Genomic DNA, 15,919 nt, shown 5'->3' on the forward strand with positions numbered 1-15,919 from the left:
GGCGCTCAGCTCTTGTCGACGCAGCTCGGATAGGGCGCATCTTCGCCCGCGACGATCGGACAGAGATCGATCGGGCCGAGATAGCGCAGGCGCGCGTTCCAGCGTTCATCGTGGATGGGGGGCTCGTCGCTTTCAGGGCCGCGCTCGGCCCATTGGATGGTGTAATAGTCGGTGGTGCCCTTGAGCGTGATCAAGAGCGCGGTCTCGCTGTGCCGCGTCGGGCCGCTGTCGACGCGGCCGCAACCGATCACCGCGACGAAGCCCTCGAAGCGGCCGAATGTCGTCTCGCCCAAAGCCCTCGCCGCAAAACTGTCGGGGCAGGCCGACTTGAATCCGCCGGCGATCGTGCTCGCAAAAATCTGCGGCGAACTGCCTGGCGTCAGGGTCATGCCCTTTTCGCCGGTGACCGTGATCATCTGCGTCCAGCGCTCGGGCGTCTCGCCGTTCAGCACCGCTTCGCGGATGTAATGACCGCCCTTGGTGTTCTCGAACACCACAGTGAAATTCGACGGCATCGCGAAAGAGACGAGCTGGCTGAAGATCGGCGAAATCACGCGGAAGGATTGCGGGGCCTGCGCCTGCGCCGCCATCGCGAGAAGGAGCGAAGCCGCGAGGGCTGAGGCTGTGATCACGCGCATCGACCGGCTCCAATCCGCGAGGTGAAAAAAACGACCGGGCAAGGATGCTAGCACCGCATCCTTGCCCGGCCCTGTCGTCCGCCGATCGAATTCCTACCAGCTGCAGTGACCGGCCTTCAGCGCGTGATCCTTGAGCGCGAGCGCGTCGAGGAAGGTCGGCACCGAGGTGCTGGCGCGATGATAGCCGGCCGGCCACGGCGTGGTCGGGATGCTCTCGTCCCAGATCTGACACACGCCGCTGTCGTGCCAGCGGATCAAATGATAGCCGGCTTCGGCCGGGCTCGCTGCGACGAAGGCGGCAGCGGCAAGACCGGCGGCAGCGCAGAGCATGGAAATACGACGCATGGATCAGCTCCTCAAAATTGAAAGATGTGATGCACCTCCCGGCAATGCGGGGAGGAGTGCGGGACGCTTTGGCCTTGCGCCCCGGACAAGGGTGAGTAGTTCCGTGCGTCGATCAGGTTCAAAGCGCGCCTGCGGGCAGGTGCAAAGAAAAAGGCGGGCTGCTCGCGCAGGCCCGCCCTCAGACATTGGATCGAATTGACAGCTCAGAGCGTGCAGCGGTGCTCGGAGCGCATCTTGATCTGGAGGTCGGAGGCCTGGGTGAAAGTCGGTAATGGCTTGCTGACGACCTTGTAGGTCGATACGCCCCACTGGAACGGCTTGTACTTCAGGTCCTCGTTCCAGACCTGGCAGATCCCGGTGTTGTCCCAGCGGATCACGTAATAGCCGACCTTCGCGGACGCGGGCACGGCGAAAACGGAACTGGCGATGCCGGCAATGGCACAAAGGGCGAGAACGCGACGCATGAAATATCTCCTTGTGGGGACGGGTGAGGCGAAAATTCGTGCGGTAAAAAAAGCTCCTTTGCAAGCCGGCGAGCCGGCTTTCACGGACATGTCAGCCCGATGCGGCCACTTGGTTCGGCTGCGTGCCCCGCAGGACACACATGCTCACGTCGCCAACGACCCGGGTGCCGCGATGTCGATCGGCGACAGGAATCGCGAAAACAACCCCATGCACAGTAGAAATGATTGGAGAAATTGGAATTCGGGAAGACAGAAGTTCTGATTGACGCGTCGGGCAAAACAGGAGCAGGATGGCATGGTGGGTAAGGCTGGGTGCACTCGTGGATGTGCGCAGCTTGTTGCGCCACACTCCGCCGTCATGCCCCGGCTTGACCGGGCATCCAGTACGCCGCTCCGATTGTGGTGAGAGCGAGTGCTCAAGTGTTGGTCTCTGGGATCTGGATCGCCCGGTCCTGGCGCGCAATTGCGCACTGGCCGGGCGATGACAGTTGAATGCCGAGCTGCATCTTGCCCGCGTACCGGTACCCCATCATGTTGCCGCCGCGTTCGATCGGATAAATTGCGGCGTCTGATTCGTTTTCCTCCCTTGAAAAATAGCCCCCGGAGACGCCCCATGAAGATTGCTTCCACCTTGCGTGCCGCGCTCGTCGCCATTGCCGCGCTGGCCGGCCTTTCGACCGCAGCGCGGGCCGACGACGGCTCCGTGGTGCTGACGATCTACAAGGCGGGCTGGATCATCGGTGGCTCCGGCGGCTCGGGCGTCCTGAACTTTCATGGCCGCTCCTATGCGCTCTCGACCGGCGGGCTCGACTACGGCCTCGTCTTCGGCGGCTCCAAGACCGTGCTGCGCGGCCGCGTCTCAAACATCGTCAGACCCTCTGATGTCGCCGGCGTCTATGGCGCCGCCGGTGCGGGCCTCGCCGTCGGCCGCGGCGCCCGCGCCATCGTGCTGACCAACCAGAAGGGCGCGGTGCTGGAGTTGTCGGGCTACCAGACCGGCCTGATGGCGAATGCGGATCTCAGCGGGCTTGCCATCACGATGCGCTAACAGACGGTGCCGTAGGGTGGGTTAGCGTTGCGACTGCGCGAAGTGCGGTCGCAATGCGTAACCCACCTCTTTGGCTTCCGAAGTCATGGAAGTGGTGGGTTACGCCCAGCGCTCTGCGCTTCGCGCAGCCGCAGGGCTAACCCACCCTACGAAATCCCAACCGTGTCTACGCTCCCTTCGCCATCGCATGCCCCGGCCGCGAGGCGCGCGCTCAGCGTGTTGGCTGCTTGGCCCTGTCTTCCGTCGTGCTCGCCTGCGCACGCTTGCCCGAGCGGATCATCAGGAACGATCCTGACGTACCCGGCAGCCGCCAGCGCCCGTCGATTTCGGTGGCCTCTCCATTCATGATCCCGTCGTACTGCACGGTGTCGAAGCCGTAGCCCGGCGGCTCGTAGCGTTTGACGAACGACACGACGCTGCCGGCGCGGTGTCCCGATATCGAGGCGCTGTGGGTTCGCACCGGACAGCGCGGATTGCAGCACGGCTCGGTCACGCTGCCGCTCAGCGAGCCGCCGGCCTCGATCAGCGTCGCGGTGAACGTGACCATTCCCGTGCCAGGTTGGATGTAAGTGCCGTCCCAGACACCGGAGAGATCGTCGCTCACAATGGCGGCTTCCTCGACATGATGGGAGCCGGTTGAGGTCCGGCTATATCGTCTCACGTTCTTCCGCTCCAAGTCGTATCGCCGCCGTGACGCGCTGGCAACAGTCTCGCGGGGGCAGCGATCGACTTCGCGACCTCGCTTTCGATCGCTATACTGCCTGACATCAGCGAAATGGTGATCTCATGGGAAACGAACTGGAAGGCAAGGTTGCGGCCGTGACCGGGGCCGCGTCGGGCATCGGCTTGGCGAGCACTGAGGCGTTGCTGGCTGCGGGCGCGCGCGTGGTGATGGTCGACCGCGACGAGGCCGCGCTGCAGGCGCTCCGCAACAAGCATGGCGAGGCGACGATCCCGCTGGTCATTGATCTCCTGGATCCCAAAGATTGCGCAACGTTGCTGCCGCGCGTTCTGGAGAAGGCAGGGCAGCTCGACATCTTCCACGCAAACGCAGGCACCTATGTCGGTGGCGATCTGGTCGATGCCGACACGACAGCCATCGACCGGATGCTGAACCTGAATGTCAACGTCGTGATGAAGAACGTGCACGACGTGCTGCCGCACATGATCGCGCGTGGGAGCGGCGACATCATCGTCACGAGCTCGCTGGCGGCGCATTTTCCGACGCCATGGGAGCCGGTCTATGCCTCGTCCAAATGGGCGATCAACTGCTTCGTCCAGACCGTGCGGCGCCAGGTCTTCAAGCACGGCATTCGCGTCGGCTCGATCTCGCCCGGCCCTGTCGTCACTGCGCTGCTCGCCGACTGGCCGCCTGAGAAGCTGCAGGAGGCGAGGAGTTCGGGAAGCCTGCTGGAGGCCAGCGAAGTCGCCGAAGTCGTGATGTTCATGCTGACCCGCCCGCGCGGCATGACCATCCGCGACGTGGTGATGATGCCGACGAATTTCGATCTGTAGGACGCGATCTCGTAGGGTGGGGTTAGCCGAAGGCGTAACCCACCGCTCCTATAGCCGCGGTGAGGAAAGAGGCGGGTTACGCAGCGCTAACCCGCCCTACGAAGCTGCACTATCAGCCGGAGCACGATCGCGCCGGATTCGAACAGCGCGAGATCGCCGTCCTCATACGTCGGGCTCTGCCCGAACGGATGCAGCGCGAGATGCGGCGGCTGCTTCATCGCCTCGAACGAGACGAGGCGAACGTCATAGGGCACGCCTACCTCCTCCAGCGCCCAGCGAACGCGCATGTCGCGGGCATGTCCCTTGCCGCGATCGGGCGAGTTTTCGAAGGCGGTGATGGTGGGGGACATGGGAGGAACTCCGACGGCTTGGCCAGCGTATCCCGAGGACGAACAAGGGATGCGGTTTTCCGACAGCATGTGTGAAATAAGTTGATTGCATGCCCCGGACGCAGTGCAGCGCGCCGCACCTTGCGGCGTGATGCGCTGCAGAGCCGGGGCCCATGACGAACGCGCGCCGGAGCTTCTGGGTCCCGGGTCGGCGCTACGCTTGCCCGGGACACGAGAGCAGTCGCGTGGGACGGCAAAGGTGCGCTCTTCGTGCGCTGTGCCCACCATACCCAGCCGTTGATATCGCATTGCAGATTGCCTGCCACCGAATAGGATGGCCGCACCGCTCTGGAGGAGGTCGACATGGCCATCAACACGGACAAGATCGACGACGCGGCGCTCGCCTTGCTCTATCTGACCCTGCACGACGGCTATCGGGCCTGGAAGGGTTTTGATTGGGATGTGCTCGGCCGCCTGCATGACAAGGGTATGATTGACGATCCCGTCGGCAAGGTGAAGTCGGTAGCGTTCACTGACGAGGGACTCGCGCGCGCGAAGGCGCTGTTCAAGGAATTGTTCGAGGAGTGATGCCTTGCCGATGACCCGCGAGGAATTGGCCGCGGCCTATGCGGCGCCCGGCCGCCACTATCACAATCTCTCGCATATCAGGGATTGTCTGGCCGCGCTCGCGCGCGTCGACAGTCTTTCGGCCGCCGAGCGCGAGACGCTGACGGAAGCGATCTGGTGGCACGACGCCGTCTACGACCCGACCCGGCGGGACAACGAGGAGCGTAGCGCAGAGCTTGCCGAGCAGCACGTCCGCACTGAACTGCGCGAGGAGGTCGGTCGCCTGATCCGCCTGACCATGACGCACGACGTTTCCGCCGGCGATCGCCTCGGGGCGATCCTGATCTCGATCGACCTCAGCATTCTCGGCAGCGATCCCGCGCGATACGATGCGTATGCGGCTGCGATCCGGCGGGAGTTCAGCCATGTCAACGAGGACGATTATCGCATCGGCCGCGCAAGGGTGCTCAGCCGCTTCGCGGCCCGCGAGGTGATCTTTCCCGACCCTGATTTCGCTGCGATGTATGACCAGCAAGCCCGTGCCAACCTCGCGCGCGAGCTGGCCGCGCTGGGCGGCGGTGCGTAGGGCGGGTTGGCCGCCCACGAGCGCGGTCCCTCAACACGGAATGGCGCAAGGCGTAACCCACCTCGTCAGTCTCCGCGGCGACAGAAGTGGTGGGTTACGCCGTTCGGCCTGCGCTTCGCGTAGCCGCACCGCTAACCCACCCTACGCAGCAATCCACGCGGCAAGCTCGCGCCACGGCTCGATCGTCCAATGGCCCGACGCAGCTCCCGACGGCGACGGCAGCACGAAGATCTCTGGCAAGTCCCGATCGCGCATCTGGCGCCCCAGCGCAATCGCAGCTGACGGCCGGCCATAAAACAAGCTCGCCGCCTTCTTGCTCGTGAATGCAATCGTCCGCGGCCGATACTTCTCCATCTTCGCCCTGAAGCCGGGCACGTCGATCGTCTCCGCCGCGATCTGGTGATCCATCCCCGCGCCCGACTTGGAGAGATCGGTGAAGCCGATCCCGAGCTCGATCAGCGCGGCGAACTCGCTTGGCTGATAGCGCCGCGGCGTGATGCCGGCTTCATGGATCGCGCGCCAGAAGCGGTTGCCTGGGTGGGCATAGTAATGCCCGAGCTCGGCCGACCGCGTCGAGGCGGCGGTGCCGACGAAGACGAGGCGGAGGTTTTCGCCGAGCTGGTCGGGGAGGCGGTGGGTTTCAAGCAAGTCCGTCGTCGTCCGTCTTGCGAGCTTCGCGGCCGTGCCAGATCCGCGTAATCAGGATGTCCCGCGCTTCCGCCAACACGGCATACCGGACGATGTAGCCGGAGGCGCCAAAGCGAACCACGATCTGGCGAAGCTCGGCATCTTCGGTCTGCATGCCTAGATTGGGAAACTCCTCTAACCGTTCGATCGCCCGCCAGATCGATGCGAGCGCGCGTTGCGCCGCGGCCGGCTGTGTTGGTCCAGAAACAGGCGCAATCGCTCGACGTCCTCGACGGCGTCGGGCGAAAGCAGGATCATCCGATTTTGCGCGGCGCCGGTGGTGGCAGCTCCATCGCTGACCCCCAGCTCGCGACCCAGTCCTTCACCTCATTGAGCGGCACGGCGGCGCGGCTCATTCGGAACTCGTCCAGCCGCCGGCGATCTTCGGCGATGTCGGGGCCGGCGATATCGACCACCGAATCGAGCAACGCCACGGCCTCCGCGAGCACGGCGGCGACATCCTGTCCGCGCTCACTGGCCATCTCGCGCAAACGCGCATCGGTGTCGGCGTCGATATCCAGTGTGCGGCGAATGACGTTCATACCATCAGAATAAGCGCGGACGAGGATTTTGTCGAGGCGCAGAGAGAGTGGTGAATTCGATTTCGAACCCGAGCTGGAGGTCTCGTAGGTGGTCTAGCGAAGCGTAACCCACCTCGTCCATCTCCGCGGCAGCGCAAGTGGTGGGTTATGCCCTGCGGACAGCGCTTCGCGCATCCGCAAGGCTAACCCACCCTACAAGCTACGGGCTGCGCGCTGCCAGCCTCTTGATCCATTCGCCGTTTAGTCCATGGAGCGCACCTTCAATTGGCCACCCAGGAGACGTCTCAATCAAGTGAAGCAACGACCAAGCAAGGCCAAAACAGTCATCTGGCCCAAACAGTCGCACTAAAGCCCTTGCCTCATCATCCGTAATCGGTGTTTGCACTTCGCCGAGCAAAGCCTCCAGCTCCCGCAATACCGACGCGCTGGCAGCGCTCGAACTCGGCAACGGGCCGATTTGAGTAAGACGCTTAACGGCTGACTGCACTATTGCGTTCTCCCATCATCGTCTCATCGAGCTAGTAACGGCTCAGCGATGGTGCTCAACAAGAGATCAAAGCTTCGTTGCGATGGTGACGTTGGTCTTCACCCAAACTCGTAAGCTGTATAGGTGGATACTACTCATAGAGAAGCCGAGCTTTCGCCCGGCTTCACGTTTCTTATGGATGCTCGAGTAAGCCCGCGCATAATGAGCGGAGATGCCTCACAGAACCTTATTACTCTCCTTCACCTTCTCCGCATCCAGATAAACGCTTGAGCCCATCTCCTTGAACTTCGCGCTCATCTTGGCCATGCCGTCTTCGGCCGTGCCGGCCATCGACATGCCCACGCTGTTCGGATCGTTCAGCGTCGCCGCGTAATCCCGCACGTCCTGCGTGATCTTCATCGAGCAGAACTTCGGACCGCACATCGAGCAGAAATGGGCGACCTTGTGGGCTTCCTTCGGAAGGGTCTCGTCGTGGAAGCTCTTGGCGGTGTCCGGATCGAGGCCGAGGTTGAACTGGTCGGTCCAGCGGAATTCGAACCTCGCACGGGAGAGGGCGTCGTCGCGCAGTTGCGCGGCGGGGTGGCCCTTGGCGAGGTCGGCGGCGTGGGCGGCGATCTTGTAGGTGATGACGCCGGTCTTGACGTCGTTACGGTCGGGCAGGCCGAGATGCTCTTTAGGGGTGACGTAGCAGAGCATGGCGCAGCCGAACCAGCCGATCATGGCCGCACCGATGCCCGAGGTGATGTGGTCGTAGCCCGGCGCGATGTCGGTGGTCAGCGGTCCCAAGGTGTAGAACGGGGCTTCGCCGCATTCCTTGAGCTGCTTGTCCATGTTGATCTTGATCTTGTGCATCGGCACGTGGCCGGGGCCCTCGATCATCACCTGGCAGCCCTTGTCCCACGCGATCTTGGTGAGCTCGCCGAGCGTCTCCAGCTCCGCGAACTGCGCGCGGTCGTTGGCGTCCGCGATCGAGCCGGGGCGCAGGCCGTCGCCGAGCGAGAACGAGACGTCATACTTGCGCATGAGGTCGCAGATCTCGTCGAAATGGGTGTAGAGGAAGCTCTCCTTGTGATGCGCCAGGCACCACTTCGCCATGATCGAGCCGCCGCGCGAGACGATGCCGGTGACGCGGTTCGCGGTGAGGTGGATATATTGCAGGCGCACGCCGGCATGGATGGTGAAATAGTCGACGCCCTGCTCGCACTGTTCGATCAAGGTGTCCTTATAGAGCTCCCAGGTCAGCTTGACGGGATCGCCGTTGCACTTCTCCAGCGCCTGATAGATCGGCACCGTGCCGATCGGCACCGGCGCGTTGCGCAGAATCCATTCGCGCGTGGTGTGGATGTTGCGGCCCGTCGAGAGGTCCATCACGGTGTCGGCGCCCCAGCGGATCGCCCACACCATCTTCTCGACCTCTTCCTCGACCGACGAGGTCACCGCCGAGTTGCCGATATTGGCGTTGATCTTGGTGAGGAAGTTGCGGCCGATGATCATCGGCTCCAGTTCCGAGTGGTTGATGTTGGAGGGGATGATGGCGCGGCCGCGAGCGATCTCGTCGCGGACGAACTCCGGGGTGATGAAGGCGGGGACTGATGCGCCGAAGCTCTCGCCGTCGGCAAGCGCGGCTTCCGCGCGCTCGAGCTGCTGCTTGCGCCCAAGATTTTCGCGGGCGGCGACGTAGATCATCTCCTTGGTGATGATGCCGGCGCGGGCGAATTCGAGCTGCGTGATCTTGTGGCCGTCGAGGCCGCGCAGCGGCTTGTGATAGGCCGAGAAGGCGCGTGCGGCGTTGTCGGTGGAGACGCTGCCATTGTCCTCCGGCTTGATCTGCCGGCCCTCATATTCCTCGACGCCGCCGCGCTCCAGCACCCATTGCTTGCGGTTGCGCGGAAGGCCGGCGTTGACGTCGATGGTGACGCTGGGGTCGGTATAGGGGCCCGAAGTGTCGTAGACCGGCAGGTTCGGCTCGCCAGCGCCTTCGGACAGGATGATCTCGCGCAGCGGCACGCGCAGATCGGGCGCAGCATCGGGCGAAGCAAAGATTTTCCGCGAAGAGGGCAGCGGGCCGGTGGTGACGGCGGGGATGGTCTTGTCGGGATTGGAGCGGATGTTCATGGGATCCTCCGGTTTAATTCATGTTCGCTTGTGTTGCTCTCGTCATCCTGAGGTGCGAGGCCGGCGGCGCGAACGCGCCGCTGGGCGAGCCTCGAAGGATGAACGAGCCGGGCCGTCGCCCTTCGAGGGCCGCTGAAGAAGCGGCCACCTCAGGGTGACGGAATAAACAGGGGCGGACATGCATCACGCAGCCTCCGTCGTCTGACCCAGCCACTGCCGCACGCGGGCGTCGGGATCGGGGTTTTGTGTGACGTCGGACACGACCGCGATCGAATCCGCACCCGCCGCAAAAATCTCCGCGGCGTGCTCGAACTTGATGCCGCCGATCGCGACCAGCGGGATCTTGCCGATGCGCGTCTTCCACTCGGTGATCTTCGGAATGCCCTGCGGCTCGAAGCGCATCGATTTCAGCGTGGTGAAGAAGATCGGACCGAGCGCGACGTAATCGGGCTTCGCTGCGAGCGCGGTTTCAAGCTCCGCGTCGTCATGGGTGGAGATGCCGAGCGACAGTCCCGCCTCGCGGATCGATTTCAGGTCGGCCTCGGCCAGATCCTCCTGGCCGAGATGCAGATGCTTCGCGCCGGCGACGATCGCGGCGCGCCAATAATCGTTCACGACCAGCTTGGCTGGCGTGTCCCTGGTGATGGCCAGCGCGTCGGTGACGATCTGGAGCGCCTCGGCATCGTCCAGATCCTTGGCGCGCAGCTGGATGGTGCCGACGCCGAGTTTTGTGAGGCGTTCGACCCAGGCCAGGCTGTCGACGACGGGATAGAAGCGATCAGGATACGCGTTGCGATCAGGATACGGCATGCCAGAACGGGGTCCCAACGACAGGGGTGGAGGGGGAGGCGAAGTCGCGGGCGTTCATCAGCCCGGCCTCGTATGCGGTGCGGCCGGCCTCACAGCCGAGGCGGAAGGCCTTCGCCATCGCGACGGGATCGGCGGCCTTGGCGATCGCCGTGTTGAGCAGCACGGCGTCATAGCCGAGCTCGAGCGCCTCGGCCGCATGGCTCGGCGCGCCCAGGCCGGCGTCGACCACCAGCGTGATATCGGGCAGCCGCTCGCGCAGCAGCTTCAGCGCGTCGCGGTTGATGATGCCTTTGGCGCTGCCGATCGGGGCTGCCCACGGCATCACCACCTTGCAGCCGGCATCGACCAGACGATTCGCGACCGAGAGATCCTCGGTGCAATAGGGGAACACCTCAAAGCCGTCCTTGATCAGGATGGTGGCGGCTTCGACCAGGCCGACGACGTCGGGCTGCAGCGTATCGTTGTCGGCGATGACCTCGAGCTTGATCCAGGAGGTGCCGAACAGCTCGCGCGCGAGCTTCGCCGTCGTCACGGCCTCGCGCACGCTGCGGCAGCCGGCGGTGTTCGGTAGCACTGATACGTCGAGCTCGCGGATCAGCTTCCAGAACGCATCGCCCGTCTTGCCGCCGGCGGATTCGCGCCGCAGCGACACCGTGACGATGTTCGCGCCGGAGGCGCGGATCGCGTCCTGCATGATCGCGGGCGAGGGATAGAGCGCGCTGCCGATCAGCAGGCGGGAGGCGAAGGTCTTGCCGTAGAAGGTCACCATGAAGGTGTCTCCTCAAGTTCAACTGTCGTCCCCGCGAAGGCGGGGACCCATACCGCGTGAGTTCTCTTGGGGCACGCGGGGAGAGACCGCGCGCCATAACCGCTTCCTGGGGTTATGGGTCCCCGCCTTCGCGGGGACGACAAGTAGATAGAGCGTGCCATCACCCTCACCCTCCCTGCCGCGGCGTGATGATCTCGATCTCGTCGCCGGCCTTGAGGTGGGTCTCGGCCCAGCGGCTCTTCGGCACGACGTCGTAATTGAGCGCGATGGCGAAATGGGTGCCCTCGTAGTCGAGCTCGGCGAGCAGCGCATCGACGCTGACTGAACTGATCTCGCGTTGCTCGCCGTTGACGATCACGCGCATTGCATCACCTCATTGTCGATCTGGCCACGCTCGACGTAAGCGAGCGTCAGCTCGGCGAGCGCCGGCGCGATCAGGAAGCCGTGGCGATACAGCCCGTTGACGCTGATCTGGCCGCCGCGAATGCCGATGCGCGGCAGATTGTCCGGAAAGGCGGGGCGCAGGCCCGAGCCGAACTCGACGATGCGCGCTTCGCCGAACGCTGGATGCACCGTGTAGGCCGCGCCCAAGAGCTCCAGCGCGGAGCGGACGCTGACGCCGGTGTCCTCGGCCTCGATCGAGGTCGCACCCAGCATGAACAGATTGTCCTCGCGCGGGATCACGTAGAGCGGCCAGCGCGGATGGATCAGCCGCACCGGGCGTGCGAGCTGCACCTCGCTGGTTTCGATCAGGATCATCTCGCCCTTGACGCCGCGCAGTTCCGGCTGCTCGTCGCGCGCGGCGAGGCCGCGGCAGTCGATCACGATGCCTTCAGGATCAAGCTTTGCGAGATCCTCCTTGGCGACGTCGCTGTTGAACTTGATGGTGCCGCCGGCCGCTTTGATGCGCTCATGCAGCTTCGGCAGCACGCGGCGCGGCTCGACATGACCCTCGTTCGGGAAGAACAGCGCATCGCGGAAGCGACCTTCCAGCGAGGGCTCGAGCTCGGCGAGGCCGGCGGCGTCGAGCCGGCGGTGCTCCTCGGTCATGCGCGCAAAGCGCTCGAAGTCGTTGCGCTCGCGCGGATGGGCGACGACGAGCGAGCCGTTGAAGGGCGTATCGGGCAGCTCGCGCCGCCAGAGATCGAGCGAGCGCAGGCCGAGCCGGGAGATGATGGGTTCGGCGACCTCGGCCTCGCAATACGGCGCCAGCATGCCGCCGGCCCAGTGGCTGGTGGCATCGGTCATGGTGGCGTCACCGCGCTCGTGTAATGTCACGGCATGGCCGGCCTGCGCGAACAACAGCGCCTGCCAGGCGCCTGCAATGCCTGCGCCGATGATGGATACCGGTGAATCCGGTCGTTTGGTCGTCTGTGACATCCCTGTCCCTTCGCCGGCATGACCCGGATCAGGTTCAAAGGGTCACCGCGGTCCTGGGCGTTATTGCCCATTTAGCGGTATCTCAGCTCCTCCTCGGAGCACCCCTCGGAACGGCGCTAATGTAGGCGAGTAGGATGGGGTGGTCAACGCGTTTGGCTGGAACCCCGCCGTGCGTGCCCCGCACGCGATGCAGCGCGCCGCGCTTGCGGCGTGGTGCGTCGCAGAGCCGGGGCCCGTTTTGCGGGGCTGGCGTGGGTCCCGGTTCAGCACTGCGGCATTGCGCGCCGCAGCGCGCCCGGGACAAGAGATGCTATTGCGGCGCCTGCGCCCGCGCGTTGCGGACGCGCTGGGCGAGCTTCCTGTGCGGCGCCGCGCCGAACATCGGCTGCGGATTGCCGTTCGGCTCGAGCTGAGGCTCGAAGCTCGCCTGCTGCACCATCTGTTGGCGCTGCCGCTTTGCAGCGTAGTAATAGCCGCCCGCGAAATAACGCACGGCTCGGTCGTGGTCGCCATTGGCGGCGTGATAGGCGCCGGCGAGGTATTTGACCGCGTAGGTGAGATTGGTGTTGGGATCGCGCAGGCCACTCGCATCGCCGGTGTAGCCGAGGCCGCGGGCGGTCGCGAGCTTGATCTGCATCAGGCCGATGGTGCCGCCACGGCCGACCAGGCCCGGCTGATAGCGGCTCTCGCGCATGATGACGCGATGCACCAACGCCTCCGGCACGCCGTTGGCGCGCGCATGCGTGGCGACCATCTCGGCATATTCGGCCTGGCCCGCGAATGCGGCCTGCGGCGACACCAGTCCGGCCGCAATGAGCGCGGCAACGCGTAAAATTTTCATTGTAATATTCCTCGGCAGAACGGACCTGCACCCATGCGCGTTAGGCCGTGGGAACACGGCGATGATGTGGCGAAACGCCGCCGCCGGCGATTTTCGCCGAGCCGTCGTTTTTACGACTCAAACCTGGGTTAAGTTCGTAGCTGGCGGAGTGCCTTACGCGACAGCAGGTCTGTCCAGTCGTGCACTCGCCCAAAAATCCCTAAGCAGCATTCGGGAGGACGTCCATGACCCGAGCAGATATCAGCGACATCCCCACGCAGAACCCGTGTGCACAATGCGGAACACCGATCCCGTTCCCTGACTGGATCGAGCCGGGCGAGGGGCGCATTTCCTATCTCTGGAAGTGCCGGGCTTGCGGCTACCACTTCGAGGCCATCGCGATCTTCGACGAGGTTGCCGTCGAGCACCCGCCGCTGGCGGCCTGAGGTTACGCAGCCAGCCGCGGCTGCTGCTGCACCGGCAATTGCATCCGCACGATCAATCCGTTTGGCTGGCGGTCGTGCAGCGACAGCTCGCCGCCATGGGCGAGGGCGATCGCGTGTGCGATCGACAGGCCGAGGCCGAAGCCGGTGGACTCGTCCATGGTGCGCGCGTCGTCGCCGCGCACGAACGGCTCCAGCATCTCCTGCTTGCGCGCATCCGAAATGCCGGGTCCGTCGTCCTCGACGTCGATGACGAGTTTCGTGCCTGATACGCCGAGGCGGATCGTCACCTCGGCGCCGAAGCGCACGGCGTTCTCGACCAGGTTGGTGACGCCGCGATGCAGATCGTCGGGACGCGCGGCGGCGGTCGCAGATGGCGGGCCGTCATAGTGCACGACATGGCCCATGTCGCCGAACTGATCGGCGATGAGCTGCAGCGTAGAGGCGATGTCGACCAGCGTCACCGCTTCGACCTTGCGGTCGTTGCGCAAGAGCGACAGCACGCTTTCGAGCATCGAGTGCATCTGGTCGAGGTCGGTCAGCATGCGCTTGCGATTGCCGTCGTCCTCGATGAACTCGGCGCGCAGGCGCAGCCGGGTGATCGGGGTGCGCAGATCGTGGCTGATCGCCGCCAGCATCTTGGTGCGATCCGACATCAGCCGCGCGATCCGCTCGTGCATGCGGTTGAGCGCGCGGGCCGCTGCGCGGATCTCCTCCGGGCCGCGCTCGGGCAGCGGCTCTGCTTCGCCATCCAGGCTGAAATTCTCGGCCGCCTCGGCAAAGGACGACAAGGGCGCGGCCAGCGCGCGCGCCGCCCACAGTCCGAGCACGGTGATGGAGATGAAGGCGGTCATCAGCGTGATCAGCCACGGCGCGCCCCAGAACCACGGCCGCGGGCCGTTCTCGACATGCCCTGCGATCACGGTGCCGTCGGGCAATTCCACGCCGATGCGATGGGCGCCGCCACCCTCGCTCGCGAGCTGCACGACCTTGTAGCCGTGGCCGAGATGGCGGAGCCCGCGCAGGTGCTGGCTTTCGTTGCCCGCGGCCACCGTCGCCGTGCCGGGCGCCGATATCTCGATGTTGAGCTTCGGGAAGGCGCGCGCGAGATCCGCAATGAGGCGCGGCCGGTCGTCCGGCCTGGCCGAGCCGAGCAGCAGCGCTGCGTCGGTCAGTTGATGGACGCCATCTGGCGGCGCATCGGGGCGGCTGATCAGAAAGGCGATCGTGACGACGAGATGCAGCGCGACGGTCGAGGCCAGCACCAGCGCGGCGATCTGCCCACCGATGCCCTTGAGGTGGAAGAACCCGAACGGCCTCATCGTCCCGAAAGCCCCGTCAGTTGCCGACCGGCGTCGTAACCGCTTCCGTTCTGGGCGTAAACAGGTAACCGCCGGAGCGCACCGTCTTGATCATGCTAGGATCGGCCGGATTAGGCTCGATCTTGCGGCGGATGCGGCTGACCAAGACGTCGATGGAGCGTTCGAACGAGCCGGTGCTGCGTCCTTGCGTGAGATCGAGCAGGCTGTCGCGCGACAGCACGCGGCCGGGGCGTTCGCAGAAGGTCCTGAGCAGGTCGAACTCGGCGCTGGTCACGGCGACGCGGGCGCCTTCGGGATTGCGCAGCTCGCGCAGGCGCAAATCAATGTGCCAGCCTTCGAATGCCAAGGTCGAGGCGCCCTCGATCGAGCTCGCCGCCTGTGCCGAGGCCTGGCGCCGCAGCACTGCATTGATGCGGGCGAGCAGCTCGCGCGGATTGAACGGTTTGGGCAGATAATCGTCCGCGCCCATCTCGAGGCCGAGGATGCGGTCGACGTCCTCGCCGCGCGCGGTCAGCATGATGATCGGCGTCTGCGCCTCCGAGCGCACCTTGCGACACAGGCTGAGACCGTCCTCGCCGGGCAGCATGACGTCGAGAATGATCAGATCAACGCGGTGGTCGGCCATGGCGCGCGACATCTCGCGGCCGTCGCTCACGGCGATCACATTGCAGGAGTTGTTGCGCAAATATTTCGCAATCAATGTGCGGGTTTCGCGGTCGTCCTCGACGACCAGGATGTTGGGAGAGGGGATGGCCATGAGCCTTGTTTGTCCAAAATTCGGGCCAAAAGGCGAAGAGTTTTGTTTCGGTTTGTTTCCGAATGCCGGTCCGCAACACCCCGCAATGACCCGGTGCTCCTACAGCAAGATGTCGTTAAGCCCGTTAACCATACCTTGGCGCGCTCTTCCCGCGGCGCCAATGGCAGCGACGGGCCCGTCGAGCAGCTCGGATTTGTCTGCGCTGCTGAGCGACCACAAGAGCTGACCTGAGGCGACGCCAGGTCGGCGTTCCTTGCCGCGATCGGGCTTCATCCCAGGACGCATGGTCGGGGCG

The 15,919-nt window shown here is 64.7% G+C and carries 20 protein-coding genes, 1 pseudogene and 1 riboswitch; of the genes and pseudogenes, 5 read left to right on the top strand and 16 right to left on the bottom strand.

Annotated elements, in window-relative coordinates; genetic code table 11:
* Nucleotides 1-5: 5 nt before the first annotated feature.
* From BM374_RS24490 to BM374_RS24500, 3 genes are all read right to left on the bottom strand, one after another.
* Nucleotides 6-638 carry a hypothetical protein gene (locus tag BM374_RS24490; protein ID WP_092297809.1) on the bottom strand — a complete coding sequence of 211 codons (633 nt, stop codon included), beginning with the start codon at nt 636-638 and terminating at the stop codon, nt 6-8.
* A 93-nt stretch (nt 639-731) separates the two neighbouring features.
* Entirely contained in the window at nt 732-983 is a 252-nt protein-coding gene (locus tag BM374_RS24495) for a hypothetical protein (protein ID WP_092297812.1), read from the bottom strand.
* Nucleotides 984-1,186: 203 nt separating this feature from the next.
* Complete coding sequence (locus BM374_RS24500; RefSeq protein ID WP_092297816.1) at nt 1,187-1,447, bottom strand: hypothetical protein; 261 nt, start codon at nt 1,445-1,447, stop codon at nt 1,187-1,189.
* A gap of 613 nt (nt 1,448-2,060) precedes the next feature.
* Here BM374_RS24500 and BM374_RS24505 point away from each other — a divergent pair.
* Entirely contained in the window at nt 2,061-2,495 is a 435-nt protein-coding gene (locus BM374_RS24505; RefSeq protein ID WP_092297819.1) for a hypothetical protein, read from the top strand.
* A gap of 211 nt (nt 2,496-2,706) precedes the next feature.
* On the opposite strand, the gene BM374_RS24510 is transcribed toward BM374_RS24505, so the two are convergent.
* Complete coding sequence (locus BM374_RS24510; RefSeq protein ID WP_244552684.1) at nt 2,707-3,156, bottom strand: hypothetical protein; 450 nt, start codon at nt 3,154-3,156, stop codon at nt 2,707-2,709.
* A gap of 125 nt (nt 3,157-3,281) precedes the next feature.
* Between BM374_RS24510 and BM374_RS24515 the strand changes: the two genes are divergently transcribed.
* Entirely contained in the window at nt 3,282-4,010 is a 729-nt protein-coding gene (locus BM374_RS24515) for an SDR family oxidoreductase (protein WP_092297822.1), read from the top strand.
* Between the two features lie 113 nt (nt 4,011-4,123).
* Here the strand turns inward: BM374_RS24515 and BM374_RS24520 are convergent.
* Nucleotides 4,124-4,360, bottom strand: a pseudogene (locus tag BM374_RS24520) (glutathione S-transferase N-terminal domain-containing protein); the annotation flags it as partial.
* A gap of 342 nt (nt 4,361-4,702) precedes the next feature.
* On the opposite strand from BM374_RS24520, the gene BM374_RS24525 reads away from it, so the two are divergent.
* Nucleotides 4,703-4,927, top strand: a complete 225-nt coding sequence (locus tag BM374_RS24525; RefSeq protein WP_092297825.1) for a DUF6429 family protein — start codon at nt 4,703-4,705, stop codon at nt 4,925-4,927.
* Between the two features lie 10 nt (nt 4,928-4,937).
* On the top strand, nt 4,938-5,492 hold the full coding sequence (locus BM374_RS24530; protein ID WP_092297828.1) for an HD domain-containing protein: 555 nt from the start codon (nt 4,938-4,940) through the stop codon (nt 5,490-5,492).
* A gap of 141 nt (nt 5,493-5,633) precedes the next feature.
* Here the strand turns inward: BM374_RS24530 and BM374_RS24535 are convergent, their stop codons facing one another.
* The 9 genes from BM374_RS24535 to BM374_RS24580 form a co-directional block, all read right to left on the bottom strand.
* Nucleotides 5,634-6,140: a mismatch-specific DNA-glycosylase gene (locus BM374_RS24535; RefSeq protein ID WP_092297831.1), complete on the bottom strand. Its 507-nt coding sequence runs from the start codon at nt 6,138-6,140 to the stop codon at nt 5,634-5,636.
* Nucleotides 6,133-6,396: a type II toxin-antitoxin system RelE/ParE family toxin gene (locus BM374_RS39505; protein WP_349509997.1), complete on the bottom strand. Its 264-nt coding sequence runs from the start codon at nt 6,394-6,396 to the stop codon at nt 6,133-6,135. Before BM374_RS39505 ends, BM374_RS24535 begins: the two co-directional genes overlap by 8 nt.
* A gap of 37 nt (nt 6,397-6,433) precedes the next feature.
* The gene (locus BM374_RS24545; RefSeq protein ID WP_092297834.1) at nt 6,434-6,721 is read right to left on the bottom strand and encodes a hypothetical protein; all 288 of its coding nucleotides are present in this window, start codon (nt 6,719-6,721) and stop codon (nt 6,434-6,436) included.
* 703 nt (nt 6,722-7,424) lie between these two features.
* Complete coding sequence (thiC, locus tag BM374_RS24555; protein ID WP_092297841.1) at nt 7,425-9,323, bottom strand: phosphomethylpyrimidine synthase ThiC; 1,899 nt, start codon at nt 9,321-9,323, stop codon at nt 7,425-7,427.
* A gap of 183 nt (nt 9,324-9,506) precedes the next feature.
* Nucleotides 9,507-10,133, bottom strand: coding sequence for a thiamine phosphate synthase (locus tag BM374_RS24560; RefSeq protein ID WP_092297844.1), 627 nt, complete (start codon nt 10,131-10,133; stop codon nt 9,507-9,509).
* The gene (locus BM374_RS24565; protein WP_092297847.1) at nt 10,120-10,902 is read right to left on the bottom strand and encodes a thiazole synthase; all 783 of its coding nucleotides are present in this window, start codon (nt 10,900-10,902) and stop codon (nt 10,120-10,122) included. The genes BM374_RS24560 and BM374_RS24565 overlap by 14 nt, the downstream gene beginning before the upstream one ends.
* Nucleotides 10,903-11,068: 166 nt before the next feature.
* Entirely contained in the window at nt 11,069-11,266 is a 198-nt protein-coding gene (gene thiS / locus BM374_RS24570) for a sulfur carrier protein ThiS (RefSeq protein ID WP_092297850.1), read from the bottom strand.
* Nucleotides 11,257-12,282 (bottom strand): FAD-dependent oxidoreductase, encoded by a 1,026-nt coding sequence (locus tag BM374_RS24575; protein ID WP_092297853.1) that lies wholly within the window; start codon nt 12,280-12,282, stop codon nt 11,257-11,259. The genes thiS and BM374_RS24575 overlap by 10 nt, the downstream gene beginning before the upstream one ends.
* A riboswitch (TPP riboswitch) is annotated at nt 12,271-12,398 on the bottom strand. (Overlaps the previous gene by 12 nt.)
* A 194-nt stretch (nt 12,399-12,592) precedes the next feature.
* Nucleotides 12,593-13,123: a lytic transglycosylase domain-containing protein gene (locus tag BM374_RS24580; RefSeq protein WP_092297856.1), complete on the bottom strand. Its 531-nt coding sequence runs from the start codon at nt 13,121-13,123 to the stop codon at nt 12,593-12,595.
* A 224-nt stretch (nt 13,124-13,347) separates the two neighbouring features.
* On the opposite strand from BM374_RS24580, the gene BM374_RS24585 reads away from it, so the two are divergent.
* The gene (locus BM374_RS24585; RefSeq protein WP_092297859.1) at nt 13,348-13,548 is read left to right on the top strand and encodes a hypothetical protein; all 201 of its coding nucleotides are present in this window, start codon (nt 13,348-13,350) and stop codon (nt 13,546-13,548) included.
* 2 nt (nt 13,549-13,550) lie between these two features.
* On the opposite strand, the gene BM374_RS24590 is transcribed toward BM374_RS24585, so the two are convergent.
* Complete coding sequence (locus BM374_RS24590) at nt 13,551-14,867, bottom strand: ATP-binding protein (RefSeq protein ID WP_092297862.1); 1,317 nt, start codon at nt 14,865-14,867, stop codon at nt 13,551-13,553.
* 16 nt (nt 14,868-14,883) lie between these two features.
* A complete protein-coding gene (locus BM374_RS24595; RefSeq protein WP_092297865.1) occupies nt 14,884-15,624 on the bottom strand; it encodes a response regulator in 741 nt (246 codons plus the stop codon).
* Between the last annotated feature and the right edge of the window lie 295 nt (nt 15,625-15,919).

Source organism: Bradyrhizobium sp. Ghvi, assembly GCF_900115265.1.
In the GTDB taxonomy this organism is placed as follows: Bacteria; Pseudomonadota; Alphaproteobacteria; order Rhizobiales; family Xanthobacteraceae; genus Bradyrhizobium.